The following is a 23071-nucleotide window of genomic DNA, read 5'->3' as shown; positions in this document are numbered from 1 at the left end:
GAACTAGGCAGCTTGGTCCCTCATCGATAACCTCTGTTCGTCACCGCAAAATCGGTGATTCGGACGTGCAAGTCCGATCCAGGTGCACAATCGTTGATGGCAATTCATCGAGCGTTTTCCTATGCTCGCGGATCGTTATGGCGGCTGTGCGTCGGAGACCTTCGGGTCTGCCGGCCCCTGGACCGGTCTTGCACACCAACGCACAGCTGCCACCTCTTCGAAGTGCAAAGCGAAACGGTGTCAGCCTCTTAATTCCAGGAAGCTACATCCATGATCAAGCCGACACCGAATCCACCAGAAAACGAAGCCACATCCCCCTACGAATCCTTCGATTCCAGAAAACTCCACGAAGCCGCCGAACGCGCCCTCGACCACCATTTCGCCCCACCACCTAGCGAAAAACCCAAGCGCAAAGGCAAACTCTTCACCGTCTCCCCCGACATCGACACCGAAGCCCTCCTGGCCAACGCCTCGGAAGACCTGCTGTCCATTAGCGCCATCGCCGCCAACCTGGCCGACGACGTGGACGGTACACGGCGCTCCTTAGCCTTGGCGCTTAGCAGATTGGCGGATGGGGTCCGTTTGTTGGTGGAGCGAGCGCTGGATCACATTGATTCGCCGAATCCGGCGGAGTATCGGGCGAAGGTATAGCAACTTCGCGAATAGAGAACGGGGGCTTCGCGTCCCCCTTCTTGCTGAACCAAAATCGCACCGAGCCTCAATACGATCGACCAGTTGAACGTCCCCTTCTTCAACGTTTATATCTGCACAGCGAAATTCACAGACAGTGGCTAGCCTTTATGGCTGAACCTTGCGAAACCAAGCGCTTCACGCTGTCGCTACCCCGCGGGCTACCTTTGTCAGCTGACAACTGATAACAGGCCAACGCCCGGGACATATCCTTCGTTCCCAACTCGCCACTCTCAAAAGAAGAAGCCAGATAGTTAATCGCCTCTGTGGATCCCATGGAAACCGCGCGAATAACTTCCCTTTCTGCTTGCTCGGGGTGCAGGCAAGGGCCGTTATAGTCGGTGGAATTACCGTTACAAAAATAAGTGGCATAACCCAACGCGCCGCTCGGTGTCGTCGATGCCGCTTTAAGCAGAGCCTCAAGCTTGCTGGTTTCCAACTGAGGTGCCATCTGCGAAAGACTCAAGCTTGCCGCCGACAGACTCGCCTGTGGATCACCCGACTCTGCAGCACATACATAATTTTCCAGGGACGCTTCATGCAATTCTTTAGTCAGCCGGTATTGTTCAAGCGCGCCTAAACCCCCCAAACCCTCCGCACGTTGATAGCAGAAATTCTCGGCACGGCTCATTCCGGGTTTACTGGATGCAACAAGCTCCTTCTCGCTTATCGACCAATCCTCAATCCCCACCAACGCCCAGCACGACTTTTTAGAAAAGTTAAAAATCTTGATATTGCTGTTACCGGCCCGTTTATCCACAACGTTCATGTGAGTGTCGTCGACTGTTTCGATCTCAATCCCTTCAGTCTTGCCTTCCATCGCAGCCATCAACGGAAACGCCAAACTCGAGCCTGTCTCAGCAGTAATTTGCGGTTCAAAGCGACCAGGGTCCGAAGTCCGCTTCAACACCAGTATTTTTACCGCCAGCGCGGTTAGTCGTTTCTGGGACTCAGTACTGGCAGAGAATGCCGGCAGAAACTGAGCAAAGTTCTGGGATGGACACGAGACACCTGATCCACGCCCAACAGCGGAGCCACTCACGATGTCGGGCGCAATATTGTCCAGAAAGACTGAGCGCTCGCGGCTCATTCTTGCTATGCAATTGTTCACCGTCACCAAAAAGGCGGACGTGCCAGGCTTAATCTCAAACGCTTCGAGCGGACAATTCGCATCGCGCAATTTTATCCACACACGCTGTGCTTCTTTGACCTTCGCCGTATACGCCGTCCCTGTGTCGGGTTCGGCTCGATACTGCGTTTCGAGTCGAGCCATCAGCTGGTGGTAACTCGTATTCAACTGTGAATCGGCGGCGTTCTTCGCGACATCAGAACATCTATCAATTTGCTCGCTTATGGTGATCTCGTTGCAATCATCCTGCGCAAACGCAGTGGGCAAACCTAGGAGGCCACTAAACACTGCTCCAACAATTAGCCTGATAAACTGATTCATCCCAATCATCCTTGTAGTTTTCTACAGATCCCTTCGTAAGGGGTTATGGCGTATTAAGGTGCTTCTTTACGTAGGCCTTTATCGAGGCCGCATCTTTATAAGCAAACGTTTGTGGCACACCCTCACTAAAACCATCGATCCCGCTCAAGCACCTATTAGCCTGAATCAATTGATTGGAGATCAACCTACCATTACTACTTCGTGCATAAGCATAGACCTGATACAGAGTACCGTAGGCACCAATGCCTCTACTGTTAATTCCCCAAGAAACCAAAACAAAGACATTTCTTACACCCTGAACCGGATAAAAAAATATCGACTCGACCTTGGGTGACGAACCAGCAACATCATATTTATCAACTAACTGTCTAGCCGATACTCCATCGTTGTTTTTCACGTCGAGGACTAAAGACACGGGATACTCTGCATCTCCCGTGTCCAAAACCGATAACTCCGCATTTTCGACAATAGTTATTTTATAGGGCCCATCTACTACCGCTCCCCGCAGATAGAGGCTATCATCCTGAGCCACGGATACTCTACAGAGCATAAACACTAATAATAAAAAACAAAATTTACGCATCGAAACAACCTATTTAAACAAACAATGGAAACCAAACACTCGATCTTGATTTATTCAGGTTCTGCGCTTCGGAAACCGGGTTACGCATTGCTTCGGCACGTTCATCTCCCAATAACTACTAATCAACGGTTCCCGAGTACAAAAAAGGGGACCACAATTATTTATCGACGGATAAACCTACCTCGCAAATAAATCCGTAAATAAATCAGTCCCCTTTTCGCTATCGACAGCTAAACCCGCCTCGTAAATAAATCAAGAAAACCATCTCCAAAGATAAAGGCCATGGCTAAAAACCGAGCCATGACCTAACAAATACTTATTTATCTTGAGTCGCCAGATATTTTTTTATGCTTCCAGCATCTTTATAAGCACAAACCAAATTTTTCCCCATAGCCAGGTCTCGTCCTTCATTGCAATTTTGTAAAACAGGATCAGAAGGGTCGCCGCTAAAGAAGGCTACGGACAAACTATCTCCGTTCTTTATTATGGAAAGTTCCATTGCTGAGTACGTCACACCCTCAAAACCAGAGTTGGACAGCTTGCTCTTCGTCAATACATACATTGACTTTCCGGCTCGCCCTGAAGACTTCCAATCATAGAAAAACACCGAAGCGATTTGATCCCCTTCAACCTTCCAAACATAATTCAAAGACGGCTTAGCTGAATTTATCGGAGAGTAAAATATCTCCGCATCCGCAACATGTTCGTCTTGAACCTTGTCCTTCAAGTTATTTTTCAAAAAAAATACTGTAACTTTTTTCTCACCTACGGACGCAACGACGGGTGGATGCATTTCTCCAATCGAAGGCAAATCGTCAGCCAGGACGTTTGACCCAAGCATCCCTATACCGAGTGCAAAAGCACCACAAACCTCAAATATCTTCGAATATTTTTTCAACTTTATATATCCTTTTAAAGTGATCCCAACGTTTGCCATAACTGTCAGTATCTCTGTTAATGATGCGCGTTATCGCATCGACATTTTCTCTTGCATCACCTTTATCTGCTTCTACGGCCAAATTATTTTTAAGCCAGAAATAAATGCCCGACCTCACGGAATATTTATATTGCGTATGTAATAAGTCCGGACTCCCAACAAAATCGACGTCCTCCCCCCAAAAATCTTTGTGATATGTTTTGAAAGCATTATAGTTGGATTTTCCCGTCAGGTGCTTAAGCCCTCGTCCACGATACTTCCAACCCTCGCCTGAAGCGATACTTCCGTTTCCCAGTCTGCTACCGTAAGCTCGATTAGCAATAGCAATTTGATTGGGATGAGAAACATACTTAGTTTGCCCCGGATAACCGTAAGTCGCTGCCTCATCGGGATGATGTGCAAAGTAACCAAAAGTCCCTTTAAGCCCCTGAACGCTATACGTGAAATCCTCTTCCACCGCGCATTTCGAGCCAATTTCTTGCCTTACCTGAGCAAAAAAATGACTTAATCTAAGCACGGTATCAAGCTTATACTTTTCGCAATTTTCATTTATCTGAGATGCAATCTCTTTTAGCAATTCATCTTTCTCAGAGCTATTTCTCAGCTTGTCAAACACCTTCTTCAACATTCCAACAGTTATTTTTATTTTCCCACCAGAGCCGATCGAATTCCCTAAAAATGCAATCGGATGAAAATGCCATATAAGCCCATCACCCAATTGTTTCGACTGTAAAACAGGGTCATTCCAGAATATCAGGCTATTGATTCTTTCCTTCTCATGCTCAAGAACTTTCGGAGAATCTTCTAGAATATTCTTTAGACGCGACCATTTTGGAGTATCCGCATCATCCTTCCATTCTGTCGGGTGATGTGCGATAAACTTCGACCAATGCTCCCTCATTTCTACGTTTTTCAATGCGCAGGGAAGATCTTCAGGCGTTACTTTTCCGTCGTTGTTACCGAACTTGTCGAGATCGTTGTAGAGTGCTTTAAAAAAATCTGGCATGTCATCAGGATCAAGAAAGCCATCAGAATTTGGATTGGATTCCTTGACGACTCGAAAACCTAGCTTCTCCCAATCATGTTGAGAGAGAAATTTGGCTGCATCCTTTTTTAGCAAGCCTGTTTTGCTTTCGCCCTGATCAACAACTGTAATTTCATACCACTCGACCGTATCTTTAAACGGGACAGCCTTAGCAAGCTCAATGAAGTGTTCGTTGGACAGTTCAATCATCCCTGTTCCGGGAGCTTTCTTAGTTAGAATCGTTGCAGCAGGCAAATGAATGTACTGTTTGCCCTGCTTTACGCCAGCTTTATTTTTAAGAAACTCTTCAATTCGTGAGTCAGCAGAGAAAATTTCTATGTGCACCTGATGTTTGCCTACGACTCCACCGGTCGAACTTGCAAGCGTTTCGTTTAATCCCAGATACCCAATCGGATCACCGGCCTTGATTGCCGTGTCCCTAGGCACGACCCTCTCAAAATCTGTAGGCATCAGCTCGCGCCAGTCGACGAAGCGATTCGGAGCCACATCGTCAACACAGGCCCAAAAGGTTGGAGGCACTGGAAGCGCCTGGTTTTTCAAGCCGGTGGCGGGGCCAGAAGTGCTCGGGATAAATGTGCACTCAGCCATTCGCAATGTTTTAGCGCCCAGCTTGAGGTTCAGTACTTTGCCACTATCAAACTCAACAATACTGTTAGTACAAAGAACCAACCCTTCACCTATTGGCCCCCCTGCCTGAGCTCCATGAGTCAAAGATGCAGGAGGTTTGCGAAGTGTTAGCCCGGAGGCTGTCACCGCTGCTTTCACTTTACCTTGCCAGTAACCAGGCTTGGTTCGCTCAGGGAGCGGAACCGATATCCAACTTGGACCACCGCCTGTTTTGGGGTATGCGACGCCATCTTTTTTATAGGCAAACCAAAACTCCTGGCCCTCGGTGCGATCTCCGACTGTACCTTTGAACAGCTTGCCTTTTGCGTGAATTCCATCGGAGTGTTCTTCAATGATCTCAATTTCGGTCCCCGCAGATATCCCGCCGTACTCAATGCAGCCAACCGCATCTCTGACATCACTGCGCGCTTTAAATCCCTCCGCGACCATCTTGATTCGCGGCGTAGGCGCCTCTTCTGGCGGAGTCGGATACTGATCAAATGGCAACAAGTGCATGTAGAGGCTATAAAGCGTTAGTTCATTGTAAGTATTTGGTGTTACCTCCGTGTTCGCCGGAGACTTATAGTCGTGGCGAACTAAACAGAATGAGCTAGAGTATTTCAGAATTTCTGTTGCACTCGCCCCTTCAAATGTAGAGGTCAAATAATCCTTATTTAGTCTGTACGCCACGACTACACCATCACCTATGCAACGGACCGGCTCATCGCGTACGCATTGCGGGGCACTTTTATTGCTGATGTGGATTCCGCCATGCCAGAATTTGTGATTCCCCAAGAGATAATGACCTGAAGTTTCTGCTTCGAGAGCACCAAACAATTCATCCGCATCTTTGAATTGCGCGCCACCTGCTTTGCGAACTGGAAACTGAAAACTCGATGTATGAACTACTGTAGGGTCCGACGTCGGCGGAGGACTAATAGGTGCAGCCGTTTGCTGATTCCACCACGTTTCAGGACTGATCGATGTGCCGGTAGGCCCCTTCATTTGATAATGGACGTGGCGAGGGTACTGTGCCGCACCGTTGGGTCCTTGCCCACCCATTGCACCTATTTCATCACCAGCAGCAACAGTTGCCCCTGGGCTTACGGTATGACTACTTGTATGCAGGATCTCATGACTATTACCATCAGCATCTTTGATTTTGATCGTGCCATATGAGCCTCCCGCAAAAGTGACTACCCCAGCAATCGGCGCGTATACCTTGGGATACTGCAAATTTATACCGTTCTGCCCACCGACATAGTTAAAGTCAGTCCCACCATGAGGCCCACTAGGACGTTGTTCACCATAATGTCCTGTAATATGTGGTTCCTGGCCATTTACTGGTGGCAAGACGCGAAACATCACTTCACTGAAAGACATGAAACTTCCTTTTTAAATGGCAATCAAAGCGAATAATCTTTGACTTCGTCTAAAAACCAACACGAACTCAATTTAAATATATAAATAATTTGATAATCTGTATCTGGCTTTTCCAATTTTACTGCAACCATCCCACTTGCATTATCTACCATCTGCAGTTTAAGCCCGCTCTCTGTCCGATGTTTCTCATCAGGTAGAATAGGGAGTACAATTTGGGTCTTTTCAAGGAAGGTGATTACCTGCTTTGGCTCGGGCTCCGCATCCACAGTGATCGTTTTTTTAAGCGGCATATTGGTAAACTTTTCTTGGACTGAAGAACTTTCAGTATATGCAGCTAAAAATTTTGAAAAGTCCTTCGAAGGACATAAAGTTTCATCACTTCCACCCGCCTGAACAATGGCCGAAAACAAGCCATAAATCGAGACCAGTAAAATAAAGCAAATACGCAATTGACTCTTCATCCTTAAATCCTTGATTTGATTTTTTCTACTCAGAAAACACAAAAAAAGCCTTCGGCTTAACCTTCTCAGGCACCGCATTCCCCAACGCCTGATCCATCAAACTCCCCGCCTTATCCTTATCCGCAGCCCCCGGCAACACCGGAGGCTTAATCTCAATCCCCGTCCCACTCCCCGCCGACCCACCGGCATTAATCTTCACCACCGGCCCAACAACAGTCACCCCACCGGCATCGAGCTTGATAAAACTCCCACCGGCCTTAACCGTGAGCTCCATCCCAGCCTCGACAACAATCTTGTCCCCAGCCTTGAGGTGAATCTCTTTCCCCGCACTGGTCAGCTGCGCAGTCCCCAACTTCACATGCTGGTTCTGCCCAACCGTCAGGTGATCATCCACCCGCACTTCACTCTTGCGATCGGCAATCGTGGTCCGATGTTCTTCAGCCTTCAGCTCGGTGTAGGTGTTCTTCACCACCGTATCGTGGCGTTCATTCCCCACGCGAATCTTCTGGTCGTGCTCGATGTTTTCATCCCAATCCCGCTGGGCATGAATAAAGATCTGCTCGGCGCCTTTCTTGTCTTCAATCCGCAGTTCGTTGTACCCACCACCCCCTGGTGAGCTGAGGGTTTTGAATACGGTACGGGTTTTGTTCGCTGGCAAGTCGTAGGGAACCTGGTTTTCCTTGTGGTACAGGCAACCGGTCACCAGCGGTTGGTCGGGGTCGCCTTCGAGGAAGGTGACGAGCACTTCCATGCCGATGCGCGGGATGGCGATGGCGCCATAGCGGTCGCCGGCCCAGCTTGAAGAAACACGCATCCAGCAGCTGGTTTTGTCATCAGCCAACCCTTCGCGGTCCCAGTGGAATTGCACTTTGATACGGCCGTATGGGTCGCAGTGGATTTCTTCGCCTTTGGGGCCGGTGACCATGGCGGTCTGGCTGCCGAGGACGCGGGGTTTGGGGTGTTCCAGTGCGGGGCGGTAGAAGACGTTCCACGGGGTGGCGAGGAAGCGGTTGCGGTAGCCCTGGTGGAAGTCGTCTTTGTTGTCGGTGGTGTCGCTGGTCACGGATTCTTCGAGCACTTGCGGCTGTTTGCCTTCGTGGACGATTTCGGTGAGCAGCCAGAGGTCGTTCCACTCGGTGCGCGGGTGGTCGGAGATTTCCAGGAAGTGGCCGCTGGCGAGGGTGGTCTGGTCGCCATGGCCTTCGGCTTGCTGGTAGTCGGCGCGGTGGCGTTCGAGGGCGCGTTGGCTGAGGAATTTGCCGCGCGCGCGGTCGAGGAAGCGGCCGGGGTAGTCGTAGTCTTCGAGGTCCGGTTCGGTGCTTTCGCCGTCGGGTTTATAGCCGGCTTCGAGTCGCAGGTTGGGCTTTTCGAAGTCGTAGTCGCGGCGGGTGACGCGGCCGGTGCGGGTTTCCAGGCGCAGTTTGAAGCCTTTGATCACTGGTTCGTCGGCGACCATGCCGCTGCCTTGTATGTAGGCGGTGGGTTGGCCGAGTTTGGGGAACACGGTCTGGTCGTCGCCGAACACCAGCAGGTGGGCTTTTTCGCTGTGCTGGAAGTGGTAGTGAATGCCTTCTTCTTCGCACAGGCGCTGGACGAAGTGCAGGTCGGTTTCGTCGTATTGCACGCAGTAGTCGCGGTCCGGGCACGGCTGGCTCAACTGGAATGTGTAGGCGTTGCCTTTGATGCCGTGTTCTTCGAGGATCAGCGCGATGATTTTCGGCGCCGACATCTGCTGGTAGATGCGCTGGTTGGTGCGGTGATGCAGGTATTGCAGCTGCGGCACCAGGGAGACTTTGTAGCGGGTCAAACGCTTGCCGGCATCGCCTTGGGCGACGCGGTAGATCTGGCCGTGGATGCCGGAACCCTTTGGATCGAACGCCAAAAAGGCCTGTTTGTGCAGGAGCTTTTCCAGGTCCAGGTCCGGGTTTTCGCTGACCAGTTCAAGGTCGAAGCGATACGGCTGGCTGATGCCTTCGGTGCCGGTGAATGACAGCACTTGCAGGTCGCCGACCTGATCGCCTTGAGAACCGTCGACGGTCAGGCTGAAGTGCGTTTCGTTAGCTGGGTTGAACATAAAGTGCTCCCTGTTCGAATGTCATCCGTTACGCCCGAAGTCGCAGACGTTGTAGCCAGGACGAAGTGGCGCCCAAGGCGTCACGCAATTGGGTGGCAGTGATGCTGCGTTCTGCCGCGTTGAAACTCAGCGCGGTGCGCAGCGCTGGCCAGCAGTGTTTCGGTAGGTTCCGCGGAGCCTGCAGCTCGCGCTCAAGGTGCTCGTCGCGAGCCTGAGTCGAGGGCAAGCGGCGGAACGGGTGTTTGCCGCCCGCCAACTCATAGATCACGCAGGCCACGCCGTACACGTCTGCGCTGGCCGACAACGGTTGGCCCTCAAGCAGTTCGGGGGCGGCGTAGCCGGGGGTCCAGGCGTTGAAGCGGTTGCGGCTCAGGTGTGGCAGGCCGGGCAAGATGCCCTCTTCTGCCTGGCCGAGGCCGAAGTCGAACAGGCGCACGCCCTCTTCGCTGAGCATCACGTTGCTCGGTTTCATGTCGCCGTGCAGCACGCCGCGAGCGTGGGCGTAGGCCAGCGCGTCGAGCAGCGGCAGCGCGATGTCACGCAGTTCTTTCCACGGCAGGCCCAGGGGCCGCTCGCAGAGTAATTTGTCCAGGGTCAGCCCACGCATGAGTTCCATGGTGATGAAGGCGCGCTGGCAGTCGGTGTCCACTTCGAAGGTGTGCGGTCGCAGCACATTGTCGTGGCGCAGTCGTCGGGTCAGGGCGAACTCGCTGTAGAGCAAGGCGCTGGCGTCCGGCGATTCGGCAAATTCTTCGCTGAGTATTTTCAGCGCGATGTAAGGGTCGGGATCGCCGAACTGTTCGCTCAGCAAATCCCGTGCACGGTAAACCGCGCCCATGCCACCGGCACCGAGCAGGCGCTCGATGCGGTAACGCCCCGCCAGCACGTCGGGCAATTCACCGACGCTGGCCCGAGTCGGCGCCAGCGCAGGCTCGGCCTGATGCGGCTTTCCGTTTAGAGGCGTGGCGAAGGCGAAGTAAGTCAGGTTGTTGGCTTCTTCCTCGGTCACCAGCAGGTCGTCGATCGGCGGCATGAATTCAGTCATTGGCGGATCACCACGGCAGTCAGATTGTCCCGGGCCGAGCCACGCAGCGCGCCGTCGAACAGACGTTCCAGCGCAACGTGCGGCGCGGTCAGGCTCAGGGCGTTGCCCAGGGCGTCGCTAGTCAGCCCTTGATACAAACCGTCGCTGCACAGCAAAAACGCATCGCCGGGATAGACCTCGAGTTCGAGCACGTCCAGGGTCAGCTGCTCGGCAGCCCCGACCGCACGGGTCAGGGCATGGGCGGCAGGGTGAGCCTGGGCTTGCTCGACGCTCATGTTCTGCTCGTCGATCAGTTGCTGTTGCAGCGAATGGTCCTTGGACAGCTGATACAAACGCTGGCCGCGCCACAGGTAGCAGCGGCTGTCGCCGGCCCAGATGCAGGCCGCGCGATTGCCTTCCACCAGCAGCGCCACCACGGTGCTGCCCATGATGCTGTCGTGGCGCCCGGCGGTGACGGTCAACTCCTGACCCAAGCGGCGGTTGAGCCAGTGCAGGCACTGGCGAATCCCTTTGAGTCGTTCGTCGAAGTCGTCCTGCACCGGCAATTCCGCCAGGCTGGCGACGATCAACTGACTGGCGATATCGCCGCCCTGATGACCGCCCATGCCGTCCGCGACCACCCACAGCCCCTGCTGTGGACAGTCGAGAAAAGCATCTTCGTTGCGCGCCCGAACCTTGCCCGGATCGGTACGCGCAGCGCTGCGCCAGGGACTGGCAACCAGCATCAGAGCTGCACCGGCATACGGAAAGTACGCAGCACGCCCATGTCGAACGGGTTCGGTGTGCGCTGGCTCGACAGCAGGTAGTTGGCGCGCAGGCCACCCACGTCAGCCTTGAGCACCAGCACGTCGCGACCGGTCAGGTACTCGGTCTGCATCAGATCGAACAAACGGAACAGCGACCATGGGCCGGAGTTCTTCTCGATGCCGATCGGTCGGCCGGCCATTTTGTCGAGGACCAGGCTGGTGCGACCGTCTTCAGCGTCGGTCGGCCATTTGAAGGACACCGGTACGATCGGGCCGTGGCGGTATTCAATGGTCTTGTCGCCAAACTTGAACTCGGAACGGCTGACGGCCGGGTCGAGGGTGTACGGCTCCAGTTTGAACTGCACTTGCGGCTCGGCCGGGTTGCTGGCGAAGAAGCTCTGGCGGATCACTTGTGCCGCGGCCATCTGGTCGAGGTAGACCTTGGAGATCGGCATGCTGTGACCGTCAATGCTGCGCAGGCGATAGTTGCCTGGGTCGCCACTCACGAACGGACGCATGTAGTTGTCGAAGAAGCGATCGGCGATGCCCTGGGCCTTGAAGAACTCGCGGAAGTCGCTGATCGCGACATCGCTGGTGCTGTGGGCGCTGAACGGGTAACGCTTGTTGATCGCCTTGCCGTAGAAGCTGTAGAGCTCGCTCTGATAACGCTGGTTCAGGTACTGGTAGGAATCGTTGAGCACCAGACGCCAGGTGTCTTCGGCCAGCACGTTGAACCACACGCTGACAGGGCGCGGCAGACGGTTCGAGGCATTGCGCAAGTTGCTCAGCGCATCACGCTGGCCGCTCATGCGGGTCTTGGCCATTTCGAACGCAGCCTGTTCCGGCGCGCTGGCACGGGCCAGGCTCGACAGTTGCAGTTGCAGGTCGTTGAGTGCTGTCAGTGCCGGGGTCAAATCAGCGGCCGGGCCGTTGTTGTCGTCCAGCAATCGGTGCAGCGGTTCGAAGCGACGTTGCAGGGACTTTTTCGCGGTGTCGGGCAAGTTCTTCGCAATGTCCGACGCTTTGTCCGCGGCGGCCGCAGCGAGTTTGCCCAACTTGCCGCCCTTCTCATCCAGTTTGTCAGCCGCCTCGGCGGCTTCATCGGCACTGTCGGCGATGACCTGGAAACGGGTGTTCTCGCGCACTTCCACCAGCAGTTGCAGCACCGGCGAGTTGGCCGAAGTCAGGCCCGCCAGTTGCTCGGCGCCTTCACCGGCGTCGTTGATCGGTGGCAATGCCACCTGACCGACCGCTTCGCTCCAGAAGTTGGCGTAGTCGCGGAAATACAGCTGCTCCAGCTCGACCATCAGGCGACGCAAGTCCATGCCGCTGATGCCCGAGCCTTCGCCCAGCACCCAGTTGTCACGCAGGATGTCGGTGACCAGCGCCGTGCCCTGGACCGAGAAATACTGCTGATAACCCTGTTGGGTGTAGAACCCCGGAATCACATAATCGGTGCCGACAAACAACGAACCCTGCGGGCCCAAGTGTTGGCTGAAACGGTATTCCGGCAGATTGCGAGCCTGCTCGCGCAGCATCCGGTAAACCACGTTGGCCAGCGACTCGCTGCGCAAAACCTGACGCGCCTGCGCCACCAGCTGATCGTTCAGCGGGTAGATAAACGGCTGCTTGAGCAAACGCTCGAAGTGGGTGTTCAAGCCGTTCTGCACCGCGGTGTTGCCGGCGTAGCGCAAGGACCAGTCAGTGGCGACCCAATCCTTGAGCCACGTAGCATCGCGGCGATCCTTCATGTTCAGCATCAGGTACGCACGCAGGCTGTTGAGCAGGCGTTCGCGGTCCTTCATGTTGGCGCGAATCTGCCCTTCCAGCAGCGTCGCAACCCGTGGCAGCAATTGCGCTTCAAGCTCACGCTCGTAGGCGCTGTTGACCACCGGATTGGCGTCTTCGCCTTGGTACAGGCCGCCGCGCTCGTGGTACGACACGTCACCTTTGTTCGGGAAGACCTGGGTCGCCGCGTAGCGGGTGTCGAGGGTCTTGAGCACCGCCATGGAGTCATCGCGCGCACTCAGGGCCGAGCGTTGCTGATTCCAGGTTTGCGCCAACGAACGCAGGTTTTCCAGACGCTCATAGTTGGCCGAGAAACCGCCCGCCCACAGCATGCCGAACAGCGCCAGTGCCGCCAGTGCGCCCACGTACAGCGCACGCTGGCCCCAATGGATGCGGCTGCGTTCACGCTTGTCCAGACCGGCCAGATCGGCCTCGGGGAAAATCACCCGGCTGAGCAAATGGTGAATGAACCGCGAACGGCCGCTGCGCAGAGTCGGCAGCACACCGGTGTTCATCCCCAGATTGGCGCCGATGCCGGCGGTGGTCTGATCCATCTGTTCGGTCAGGTGCGGTGCGCTGATCAGGTAGAAACCGCGCAACTGGCTGACACGCTGGTAGCGGTTGCCGGTGAACGCCATGTCGACGAACAGGCACAGGCGCTCGCCGATTTGCCCCAGTTGATGCGGGAAGTCGAGGATGCGGCCACGGCGCTGGGTGTCGCGCTCCTGGTGCATGCGCATGATCACCTGGCTGTTCAGGCGACGCAGCAGCTCTTCGAACTCGGCGCGCAGCACAGCCACATCAGTACCGCTCTGCTCTTTGCGGAAGCTGGTACCGAGCACCTGATCGCTTTCTTCGCGGGTCAGTTGATCGAAGAACTCGTCGAAACCGAGCAGTCGGTCGGCCTTGCTCAACACCAGATAAATCGGCACGTCGACGTGCAGTTTCTGATGCACGTCTTGCAGACGCGCACGCACCTGACGGGCCAGGGTGTCGAGGTCTTGCTCGCTGCCGCCCAGCAGGGTTTCCACCGGGATGGACACCAGCACACCGTTCAACGGACGGTTGCGGCGACGCTTGCGCAGCAGGTCGAGCAAGGTGCTCCAGGCGCTGCCATCAACTTCCGCATCCGGCTGCGTCAGGTAACGCCCGGCGGTGTCGATCAGCACGCCGTGGTCGGCGAAGTACCAGTCGCAATGCCGAGTGCCGAGGGTGTCGCGAGTGAGTTTGCGGTCGATCTTGTTGATCGGAAACTCAAGCCCCGAAAAGTCCAGCAGGCTGGTCTTGCCACTGCCCTGCGGGCCGATCAGCAAGTACCACGGCAAATCGCTGCGCCAGCGCTCGCTGCGACCGCGATAGAGACTCGAGGTCTTCAGGGTTTTCAACGCATCCTTGAAGCGTACGCGAAGTTCTTTCTGCTCTTCGTCGATCAGCTCTTCACGGCGGATACGGTCCTGGCCGTCTTCGGTTTCTTCGATGGCCTTCTTGCGCACACCGGCGCGCCAGCTGACGAAGACCATGGTCAGGCCCCAGATCAGGAACAGCACACTGATGGTCAGCAGGCGGGAAGTCGAACCTTCCCAGAACTTGTAGTCATTGACCGCCAGCAACGGCCCGACAAACCACACCAGCAGCGCGATAAAGAGCACCAGCAGCAGGGTCCAGACCCAGGTCTGGCGCAGGAAAGCGCCGACTTTCTTGAAAAACTTTTTCATCACACGTCCCTGTTTACGGCTTCGACTGCGGCTGAACCGCGACCGGATCCAGCTGCTGGTAAGGTTGCAGAACGGTTTCGCGTTGCTCGCCCAGCACCCAGGCGAAGCCCGAATACATCACCACCAGGCAGACCACGGTGAACAGCACCACCATCCACGCCGGCACGATGCGCACCAGGCTGCGGCGCTGATCGTTCAAGCCTTCCCAATGCGGCGACAGCTCACGCGGCACGTCGCCGCGCAGTTGCCGAATCTGCCGATACAAGGCGTCGCGGATGCCTTCTAGCTCGAGCATGCCGCGAGCCTGCACCCGGTACTTGCCTTCGAAACCGAGGGACAGGCACAAGTACATCAGCTCCAGCATCGGCAGGTGCTTGACCGGGTTTTTCGACAGGCGATCCAGCAACTGGAAGAACTTCTCGCCACCGAAGGTTTCGTTGTGGAAGCTGCTGAGCAGGCTCATCTGCGACCACTCGCTTTCGTTGCCCCACGGCGTGGTGACGACGGCTTCGTCGACCACGGTGCAGAGCACGTAACGGGCGGCCATCACCTGGCTGCTTTCAGCGCCGTTATGCAGCGCACGTACTTCAAACAGCTTCAGGCCGGCGGTCAGTCGCTCGTTGAGCGCGTACAGGTCTTCGCGGGTGTCGCTGTGCTTGAGTCGAACCACTTCCGACAGCAGGTCGGACGCCGCGGCCACCAGCGAATTGAGGCTGATGTTGAACGCTTCGGCCGGGCGCAGGCGCGCGGCATAGATCATCCGTTCTTCCAGCTGCTCAAAACGCGGCGGTGCAGCGAAGTCAGTCAGCGGACTCGACGCCGGGCCGTGGCCCTGGCGGTCGAGCAGGACGGTTTTGTCGTCCTGGTTGTATTCCATGTCCTTGATCATGTCGGTCAGTTCCTGATGGCCCAGAATTTCAGTTCAAGCTCGGCGAAATCGCCGGACACGTGGAACGCGAAGCCGCCGGAGCGCTCGAGTTGCGCCAGGTCTTCGGAACTGAGTTCGAGGATGAAATAGGTTTTGTTGGAGTGGAACGCGATCTGCCGTGGCGCCACCGGCAACGGTTTGACCTTGATGCCCGGCAAGTGCAGGTTGACCAGTTGGCGAATACGCTCCACGGGGCCGACCTTGAGGTGCGCCGGCAAGCGATGGCGCAGTTCTTCGGAGTCGCAGTTGGCACTGGCCGCGAGTACGAACGAGGCCGAGCCCAGCAGTTTGTGGTCGTGCAACGGCGACACGATGATCCCGTACTGACGCGCTTGCAGAATCAGTTCGATGGCGTGTTGTTCGAGCACCATCGACAGCACCTGACGGATTGCTTCCATCAGTTTGCGGAAGCTCGCGCCCTGGTCGCTGTGCTGGTAACGGCTGTCCAGACGCGGGCGTTTGCTCTCGCTGGAAAACGTCGCCAGATCGCCGAGCATGGTCAGCAGCGTGCGGTACAACTCTTCCGGGTGCACCTGTTCCAGGCCCAGGTAATGGCGCAGCAGCATTTCGGTGCGGTTGATCAGTTGCAACATCATGAAGTCGCCGATTTCCGCGCCACCGACCTTGCCGTTGGAGCTGATCCGCTCGGCGATGGTGTCGCCCCGGTGACCGAGCATGCTGATGACTTCTTTGAGGCACGACAGCAGGTAGCTGGACGAATGCGCCTGAATGTAGGTCGGCACGAAGTCCGGGTCGAGGCTGATCACGCCATCGGGCGTGGTGTCGAGCACTTCGCAGATCTTCAGTTTCACGTAGGCCTGGTCGCTCTGCTGCTCGCCGAGCAACAGTTTGAAGTCCGGACGACCGCAGCTGACCTGGCTGGCGGAGTCGTCGCCCGCATTGGAGTCGGCGACTTCCGCGTCGTACGCGGTGTAGCGCGCCAGCACGTCGGACTGCTCCGGGCGGCGAGACTCGATGTGGTTACCGGTGACCAACGGCAGGGCCAGGTAGATCGGCGTGTTGCCAGTGTTCGGCGGCACGTCCAGCGCCAACGGCTCTGTGTTGCCGCCCAGTTCGAACAGGCTGCCGTCCGGCAGAATCCCCGAGGCCTGGCTGATCACCAGTTTGCCCATGTTGAGGAACTGCAAGTCGATTTCCAGGTTCAGGAAGCCCCAGATGTAGCTGCCTAGCAACTGGGTACGGGTCTTCATCTGGTGGTCGTAGTAACGATCGTTGTGCTGGAAGTGCTGCGGACGCAGCAGCATGCCTTCCTGCCAAATGACTTTATGCGCATTCATGTTCAGTCATCCGCCTTGGCGAGCGTTTCGTGGGTATTGCGGATGCCGGCCTGATCGAGGGTCAGGTCAGCCACGGTGACTTCCAGCGCAGTGATTTGCACGGTGTAGCGCCATTTGGTTTCCGGCAGGTCGCGGTAGGCCGCGAGCACGCCGACGTAACGGCTGCCCTCCTCCACGCTAAGCTTGAGCTCGACGGTTTCACCCGGACGCAGCTCGAGTTCTTCGCTGGCCACCAGGTCCGGGACCAGGGATTCCTTGGCGCGTTCGTACAGGCTGAAGAAGTCGGCGTTCTCGAACGTCACCGGGTGCTTGAGCTCGAACAGACGCACGACAATCGGCGACGGACGCCCGTTGAGGTCCGGGTTCAACTGATCGCTGGCGGTCAGTTTCAGGTTGAGTTTGGTCACGGTGGAATACGGCGACAACGACGAGCATCCGGCCAACAGCACGAGGGCAATGAGCGCCGTCAGCGTCTTGAAAAAAGCGGTCGAGCAGCGAGACATGCGCATCATCCTTGGTGGTCGGTGTGAAGGGTAGAAATCAGGCGGATCTGTTCTTCGTAGGCCTGGGCAAAGTCGCGGGCCAGCAGGCGTTCGCTCCAGTCATCGTCCAGACGCAGAGCCTGGTGATAACGCCCGTAGGCTCTCCAGCGGCTGCCGGAGGTGGCGAGCAACGGCTTGCTGTCGCGCTCGAAACGCAGGGTCAGCTGTTGCGGCGAGAAGTGCTCCAGGGTGCCGCGAACGGCGGCGCGACTGGCGGTCAGCAACGCGACCTGATGCGCCTGCAAATCACGGAACGCACGGGAGATCGCTTGCTCGGCCGGCAATTGGCCCGGCTTGTTGGCCTGCAACAGAATGCCCAGCGCTTCACCGGCATCGACGGCGAATTTCAGCGGGTTTTTGTGGGTGCCTTGCACGGTGGTATGAGCCAGGCGCAGTTCGTTTTTCAGTTCACTGCGGGTGCGCAGGCTCTGCTGCAAACCGCCGACGCTTTGCTTGAGTAGACGTGCGGCGTTCAGGGCCAGGGCTTCGCGAGCGTCGTGGTCGAGGCCTTTGAGGTCCACGCCCAATGCCGCACCGAAGCGTTCCCAGAAACCTTCGCTCTGACGCTCGACCGCTTTGGGTGGCGGGGCTGGCGCAGGTTCTGCCGGGGCGGCGATCAGCTCCGGCACCATCAGGCTTTCCATGTCGATGCGCGCGTAGTCGGCGCGTTGACGGGTGTCTTCGATCGTGGTGCTCGGGGAAATCAGTTCATCGATTTCCGAGTACACGCGCTCTTGCTGGTCGAGGGCATTCAACGGGTCGAGGTCAAGGAAGGCATCGTCCGGAATGATGCTGCCCGCGGCCTGCGGACGGCCAACTTCAACGTCGAAGGTCGCCGGGTCGCGCACCAGTCGCGCGCGGATCTCGAAGTCACCCAGCACGTACACACTGCCGTGCTCGATGCGCATCGGCTCGCCTTTGCGCAGGCGCGCGCCGCTCTCGCTGTCCTGGATACCGTTGCTGCTGGTGTCGGTCAGGAAAAACGTGCCTTCGCGGTAGCTGATCAACGCGTGGTGGTTGGACAGGTGACGCTTGCGGTCGGGGATGATCCAGTCGCAATCCTCGCCCCGGCCAATCACGCCACCGGCCTGCTTGAAGGTCTTCTGGCACAAATCCGTGGGCACGAACTGCTTGGTGTTCAGCATTTCGAAAACCAGTTCCATGGTGATACTCCTTGCGGTCACTTGCCGCGATTGACCGCCTGCGGATCACCCAATGGGCGATAGGTGTTGTCGTTGTATTTGTAATTGCCGCTACAGCCGCCAAGGCCGCATAGAACGACTAGGGTCAGCAGGACGGCTTGCCAGTGACGAACAGGCATCAGAGGGTCTCCAGGGGTAGACAAAGTGCAAAGCGCCGACCCGTTTGGGTGGCGCTGTTAGAAGCGAATGAGGCAGGTTCGAGCGCTCTAGCTATGGGGCCTGAGCGCTGCCTTTGTGGCGAGGGAGCTTGCTCCCGCTGGGCTGCGGAGCAGCCCCAAAACCAGCTGTCCCGTTTATTCAGGCAGACCGTGTTGGCTGAACTGCGACTGCTGCGCAGTCGAGCGGGAGCAAGCTCCCTCGCCACAGAATTTCGCCGCTCAAAAAAAATGGGGTCAGCCATCGAAATCACCCAAATTGATATTCAGGCGCCCAAGGCGATAAAGCAGCGTGCGGCGTGGCAATCCGAGTTCGCGGGCGGCGAGGGTCTGGTTGCCGTCGTTTTTGCGCAGGCAATCGAGCAGCAAACTGCGTTCGACCTGCTCCAGGCGCTCGCGCAGGTTCAGACTGTTGTCTTCCGGCATGGCTTCCATGCGCAGGGAGAAATGCTCGGCCAGCAACTCGCCGCCTTCGCACAACAGCACCGCGCGTTCGACCAAACCTTTGAGTTCGCGAACGTTGCCGGGGAAGGCATAACCGGACAGGTGATCCAGCGCCGCGTCGGACCAACGCACGGCATCGCGTTGCAAAAACGCGCAGGCCTTGTCGGCGAAGTGCCGGGCCAGGTCGAGGATGTCGCCTTCGCGCTGACGCAGGGCCGGCAACTCGATCGGGAATTGCGCAAGGCGGTAGTACAAGTCCTCGCGGTATTTGCCTTCGCTGACCAGCACCGCCAAATCCCGGTGAGTCGCAGCGATGATGCGCACGTCGATCTTGTGGGTGTCGTTGGAACCCAACGGGCGGATCTCGCCTTCCTGCAACACGCGCAACAGCTTGGCTTGCAGGGACAACGGCATGTCGCCGATTTCATCGAGCAACAAGGTGCCGCCATTGGCCGCGTCGAACAGCCCGGCACGGTCGCGGTCGGCGCCGGTGAAGGCGCCTTTGCGGTAGCCGAACAGCTCGCTTTCCAACAGGTTCTCGGGGAACGCCGCGCAGTTCTGCACGATGAATGCCTGGGACCGGCGCGGGCCGCAGTCGTGAATCGCCCGCGCGACCACTTCCTTGCCGGTGCCGGTTTCGCCGCGCAGCAGCACGGTGTACGGGCTGTGCAAAACTTTGCTGATCAGCGAATAGGTCTGGCGCATCGCCGCGCTCTTGCCGATCAGGCCATAACCGCTGACGCTCGGGACGCTGATCGACGCCGGTCGTGTATCGCCGGCTGGCCGACGCAAACGTTGCAGCAAGTGCAATTGGCCGAGCACGAACGAGCCCAGTTGACCGAGAGAATCAGCAAAGCCTTGCAGGTCGATCTGCCGGCGACTGGCACACAGCAGTAAACCTTCGACAGCCTTTTGCTGATTGACCAACGGCACGCACAACAGCGACTGCCAGGGCGTGGCTTGTAGCGGCAGGAAACTGGTTTCGTGCAGGCTGCCGCTCAGTTCGCTGAGGCACACCACGCGGTTCTGGCACAGGGCGAATTGCAGCAGTTGTTCACCGTTGTAATCCGCCGGCAGGCTCGCCCCTTCCCGAGGTTGCAGAATGCCGTTCAGGCACTCGGCGTTCATCCCCAGGCAGGTGTGTGTGGCGTCCAGCAGGTACAGCTGCGTCAGCTCACAACCGCTGAGCTCGGCCAAACCGCGCACGAAGTCACCCAGCAGCGCAGCACCGTCCGCCGCGCGCGACAGGCTGGCAAACTGCGCCAGCAAGGCTTCGGCATAGACCAGCGGTTGCGGCACTTGAGTGAACATCACACCCACCTCAGGCGAACTCGCACGTCACGCTGGCGTCACCGTCGAGCGTTGCGTGGACACGCTTGAGGCTTTCACCGGTGGCCATTGCGTCGAGCAAACGGTCGGCCACCAGCGGCAGCACGTGCAGGTCGAGCAAATGGTCGATCAGGCGTGCGCCGCTGTCGCTTTGGGTGCAGCGTTCAGCCAGATGATCGACGAGGTCCTGGGAGTAAGTGAAATCGAGCTGACGACGATTCAGGCGCTCGCCCAAACGACCCAGTTTGATTTCGATCAGCTCGCGCAGCACCGGGCCACCGACCGGGTAGTAAGGCACCACGCGCATCCGCGCCAGCAACGCCGGTTTGAAGTGCTTGCTGAGCACCGGGCGAATGGTTTCTTCGAGGACTTCGGCGGTGGGCCGAGCACCGTTTTCGCAGAGTTCGCTGATGCGGTCGCTGCCCAGGTTCGAGGTCATCAGGATCAGCGTGTTGCGGAAGTCGATCTCGCGCCCTTCCCCGTCGTTGGCCACGCCTTTGTCGAAGATTTGGTAGAACAGGTTGAGCACGTCCGGGTCGGCTTTTTCGACTTCATCGAGCAGCACCACCGAGTACGGCTTCTGCCGCACGGCTTCGGTGAGCATGCCGCCTTCGCCGTAACCGACGTAGCCCGGCGGCGCACCGATCAGGCGCGAGACGGTGTGCTTCTCCTGGAACTCGGACATGTTGATGGTGGTGATGAAGCGATCGCCGCCGTACAGCAAATCGGCGAGAGCCAGGGCGGTTTCGGTCTTGCCGACGCCGCTTGGGCCGACCAGCAGGAACACGCCGACCGGTGCATCAGGCTTGTTGAGGCCTGCGGCGGTGGCGCGCATCGAACGGTCGAGGGCATGAACCGCTTGCTCCTGACCCCGAATGCGAGTGCGCAGATCGGTGGCGAAACTCGTGACTTTGGCGTTGTGCTCACGGGCCAGTTGCGCCAACGGCACGCCGGTCCAGGCGCTGATCACTTCGGCCACCAAACGCGGGCAGACTTCGAAGCTCACCAGACGCTCTTTGACCTGGGCATCGGTCAGGGCGCGGTGGGTTTCGTTCAGCGCAGTTTCCAGGGACACGACGCTTTGTGCTTCGTCTATTGGCAGGGTTTCGATCACGGTGCCTTCAACGTCTACTTCAACCGTGATGGTCGGTTCGACAGCGGCGGCCTCGCGGGCCTTGGCCAGTTGCTGACGCAGGTCCAGCAGGCGCTCGGCCAGTGTTTTTTGTTCGGTCCAGAGGGTTTCCAGAGCGACCCTTTCTTCTTCGGCGTCGGCCAGGCGATCTTCCAGAGCGTCCAGCGCTTCATGGTCAATCAACAAACCGGCCTCGGCGTCGCGACGCAGGGCCTGACGCTGACGGCCACCTTCGGCCAGTTCACCCCGCAGGCGTTCAAGACTTTCTGGTGCGGCGGCGAGGCTGATGCGCACGCGGGCGCATGCGGTGTCGAGCACGTCGACGGCTTTGTCTGGTAACTGACGGCCAGCGAGATAGCGAGCAGACAGTTCGGCCGCGGCAACCACCGCGTCATCGCGCAGGTAGATGCCGTGGCTCTTCTCATAAACCTGAGCCAGGCCACGCAGGATGGTCACCGCTTCGCTGACGGTCGGTTCGTGCAGTTGCACCGGCTGGAAACGACGGGCCAGAGCAGGGTCTTTCTCGAAGTATTTTTTGTACTCCGCCCACGTAGTGGCGGCGATGGTGCGCAACTCGCCACGGGCCAGGGCCGGTTTCAGCAGGTTGGCCGCGTCGGAGCCGCCGGCATTGCCGCCCGCGCCGATCAGGGTGTGGGCTTCGTCGATGAACAGAATGATTGGTTTTGGCGAGGCTTTGACTTCGTCGATCACGCCTTTGAGGCGACGTTCGAATTCACCTTTGACGCTGGCACCGGCCTGCAACAGGCCCATGTCCAGCGACAACAACTCAACGCCTTTAAGTACCTGCGGCACTTCACCGGCGGCGATGCGCGAGGCCAGGCCTTCGACGATGGCGGTTTTACCGACGCCGGCTTCACCGACCACGATCGGGTTGTTCTTGCGCCGACGAGCGAGGATGTCGACCATCTGGCGGATCGCGCCATCACGGCACAGCACCGGGTCGAGTTTGCCGTCGCGGGCCTGTTGGGTCAGGTTATGGGTGAAGCGCTGCAGTAGCGATTCGCCGGGCACAGCGGGCTTACCGGTGGCCGGTTGCTCTTTCTGCGACAGGGCGAATTCTTTCAGGCGCTCGATGTTCAGCTTGGCCAGCAACGACTGATAACGGCTGCCGGCGTAGCGCATCGGGTTGCGCAACAGGGCGAGGATCAACGCGGCTTGTTCGACCTGGCTCTGGCCCAACTCGAGGTTGGCCACCAGCAAGGCGTCTTGCAGCCACTGCACCAGTTCCGGGGCGAACACCGGGTTACGCGAGGCGCTGTGCTCGACCCGCGACTGCAACGCGGCGCTCAGTTCGCCGGCATCGACTTCGGCATCTTGCAACGCCCGTGCGAGCAGGCCTTGCGGGCGCTCCAGCAGGCCCAGCAGCAGGTCTTCGACGAGGATCTTGCTGCCGCCACGGGCGACGCAGCGTTCGGCAGAACTTTCCAGATCACGACGGGTTTCGGCGTCCAGCGCCTGGATAAGTTGTTGCAGGTCTACGTTGATCATGTGTCATCT

The 23071-nt window shown here is 57.5% G+C and carries 17 protein-coding genes; 1 reads left to right on the top strand and 16 read right to left on the bottom strand.

Annotated features, from left to right (window positions below):
• Nucleotides 1–270 precede the first annotated feature (270 nt).
• Nucleotides 271–651, top strand: a complete 381-nt coding sequence (locus tag AB7M26_RS06145) for a DUF6124 family protein (RefSeq protein WP_123499427.1) — start codon at nt 271–273, stop codon at nt 649–651.
• A gap of 127 nt (nt 652–778) precedes the next feature.
• Here the strand turns inward: AB7M26_RS06145 and AB7M26_RS06140 are convergent, their stop codons facing one another.
• The 16 genes from AB7M26_RS06140 to tssH form a co-directional block, all read right to left on the bottom strand.
• Nucleotides 779–2140 (bottom strand): lysozyme inhibitor LprI family protein, encoded by a 1362-nt coding sequence (locus AB7M26_RS06140; RefSeq protein ID WP_429375840.1) that lies wholly within the window; start codon nt 2138–2140, stop codon nt 779–781.
• 43 nt (nt 2141–2183) lie between these two features.
• A complete protein-coding gene (locus AB7M26_RS06135) occupies nt 2184–2672 on the bottom strand; it encodes a hypothetical protein (RefSeq protein ID WP_259698708.1) in 489 nt (162 codons plus the stop codon).
• A 367-nt stretch (nt 2673–3039) separates the two neighbouring features.
• The gene (locus tag AB7M26_RS06130; RefSeq protein WP_148050154.1) at nt 3040–3621 is read right to left on the bottom strand and encodes a hypothetical protein; all 582 of its coding nucleotides are present in this window, start codon (nt 3619–3621) and stop codon (nt 3040–3042) included.
• Nucleotides 3596–6694 (bottom strand): peptidoglycan DD-metalloendopeptidase family protein, encoded by a 3099-nt coding sequence (locus AB7M26_RS06125; protein WP_221178763.1) that lies wholly within the window; start codon nt 6692–6694, stop codon nt 3596–3598. The genes AB7M26_RS06130 and AB7M26_RS06125 overlap by 26 nt, the downstream gene beginning before the upstream one ends.
• 23 nt (nt 6695–6717) lie before the next feature.
• The gene (locus AB7M26_RS06120; protein ID WP_123499419.1) at nt 6718–7155 is read right to left on the bottom strand and encodes a hypothetical protein; all 438 of its coding nucleotides are present in this window, start codon (nt 7153–7155) and stop codon (nt 6718–6720) included.
• A gap of 25 nt (nt 7156–7180) precedes the next feature.
• Entirely contained in the window at nt 7181–9229 is a 2049-nt protein-coding gene (locus tag AB7M26_RS06115; RefSeq protein WP_123499417.1) for a type VI secretion system Vgr family protein, read from the bottom strand.
• 28 nt (nt 9230–9257) lie between these two features.
• Nucleotides 9258–10274, bottom strand: coding sequence for a serine/threonine-protein kinase (locus AB7M26_RS06110; protein ID WP_185022206.1), 1017 nt, complete (start codon nt 10272–10274; stop codon nt 9258–9260).
• A complete protein-coding gene (locus AB7M26_RS06105; RefSeq protein WP_008007637.1) occupies nt 10271–10999 on the bottom strand; it encodes a PP2C family protein-serine/threonine phosphatase in 729 nt (242 codons plus the stop codon). The genes AB7M26_RS06110 and AB7M26_RS06105 overlap by 4 nt, the downstream gene beginning before the upstream one ends.
• Nucleotides 10999–14523, bottom strand: a complete 3525-nt coding sequence (gene tssM, locus AB7M26_RS06100; protein WP_123499415.1) for a type VI secretion system membrane subunit TssM — start codon at nt 14521–14523, stop codon at nt 10999–11001. Before tssM ends, AB7M26_RS06105 begins: the two co-directional genes overlap by 1 nt.
• Before the next feature lie 13 nt (nt 14524–14536).
• Nucleotides 14537–15412, bottom strand: coding sequence for a type IVB secretion system protein IcmH/DotU (gene icmH / locus AB7M26_RS06095; RefSeq protein WP_123499413.1), 876 nt, complete (start codon nt 15410–15412; stop codon nt 14537–14539).
• A gap of 5 nt (nt 15413–15417) precedes the next feature.
• Nucleotides 15418–16749 carry a type VI secretion system baseplate subunit TssK gene (tssK, locus tag AB7M26_RS06090; protein WP_123499411.1) on the bottom strand — a complete coding sequence of 444 codons (1332 nt, stop codon included), beginning with the start codon at nt 16747–16749 and terminating at the stop codon, nt 15418–15420.
• A 2-nt stretch (nt 16750–16751) separates the two neighbouring features.
• Entirely contained in the window at nt 16752–17252 is a 501-nt protein-coding gene (tssJ, locus tag AB7M26_RS06085; protein ID WP_429388348.1) for a type VI secretion system lipoprotein TssJ, read from the bottom strand.
• A 5-nt stretch (nt 17253–17257) separates the two neighbouring features.
• Nucleotides 17258–18454: a type VI secretion system-associated FHA domain protein TagH gene (tagH, locus tag AB7M26_RS06080; RefSeq protein WP_123499407.1), complete on the bottom strand. Its 1197-nt coding sequence runs from the start codon at nt 18452–18454 to the stop codon at nt 17258–17260.
• Nucleotides 18455–18471: 17 nt separating this feature from the next.
• Complete coding sequence (locus AB7M26_RS06075) at nt 18472–18612, bottom strand: hypothetical protein (RefSeq protein ID WP_007894589.1); 141 nt, start codon at nt 18610–18612, stop codon at nt 18472–18474.
• A gap of 273 nt (nt 18613–18885) precedes the next feature.
• Nucleotides 18886–20403, bottom strand: coding sequence for a sigma-54 interaction domain-containing protein (locus AB7M26_RS06070; protein ID WP_429388345.1), 1518 nt, complete (start codon nt 20401–20403; stop codon nt 18886–18888).
• A 10-nt stretch (nt 20404–20413) separates the two neighbouring features.
• On the bottom strand, nt 20414–23062 hold the full coding sequence (gene tssH, locus AB7M26_RS06065) for a type VI secretion system ATPase TssH (RefSeq protein WP_429388342.1): 2649 nt from the start codon (nt 23060–23062) through the stop codon (nt 20414–20416).
• Nucleotides 23063–23071: the final 9 nt, after the last annotated feature.

It is taken from the genome of Pseudomonas sp. F-14 TE3482, assembly GCF_053629455.1.
This window is presented reverse-complemented; position numbering and strand designations above follow the sequence as displayed.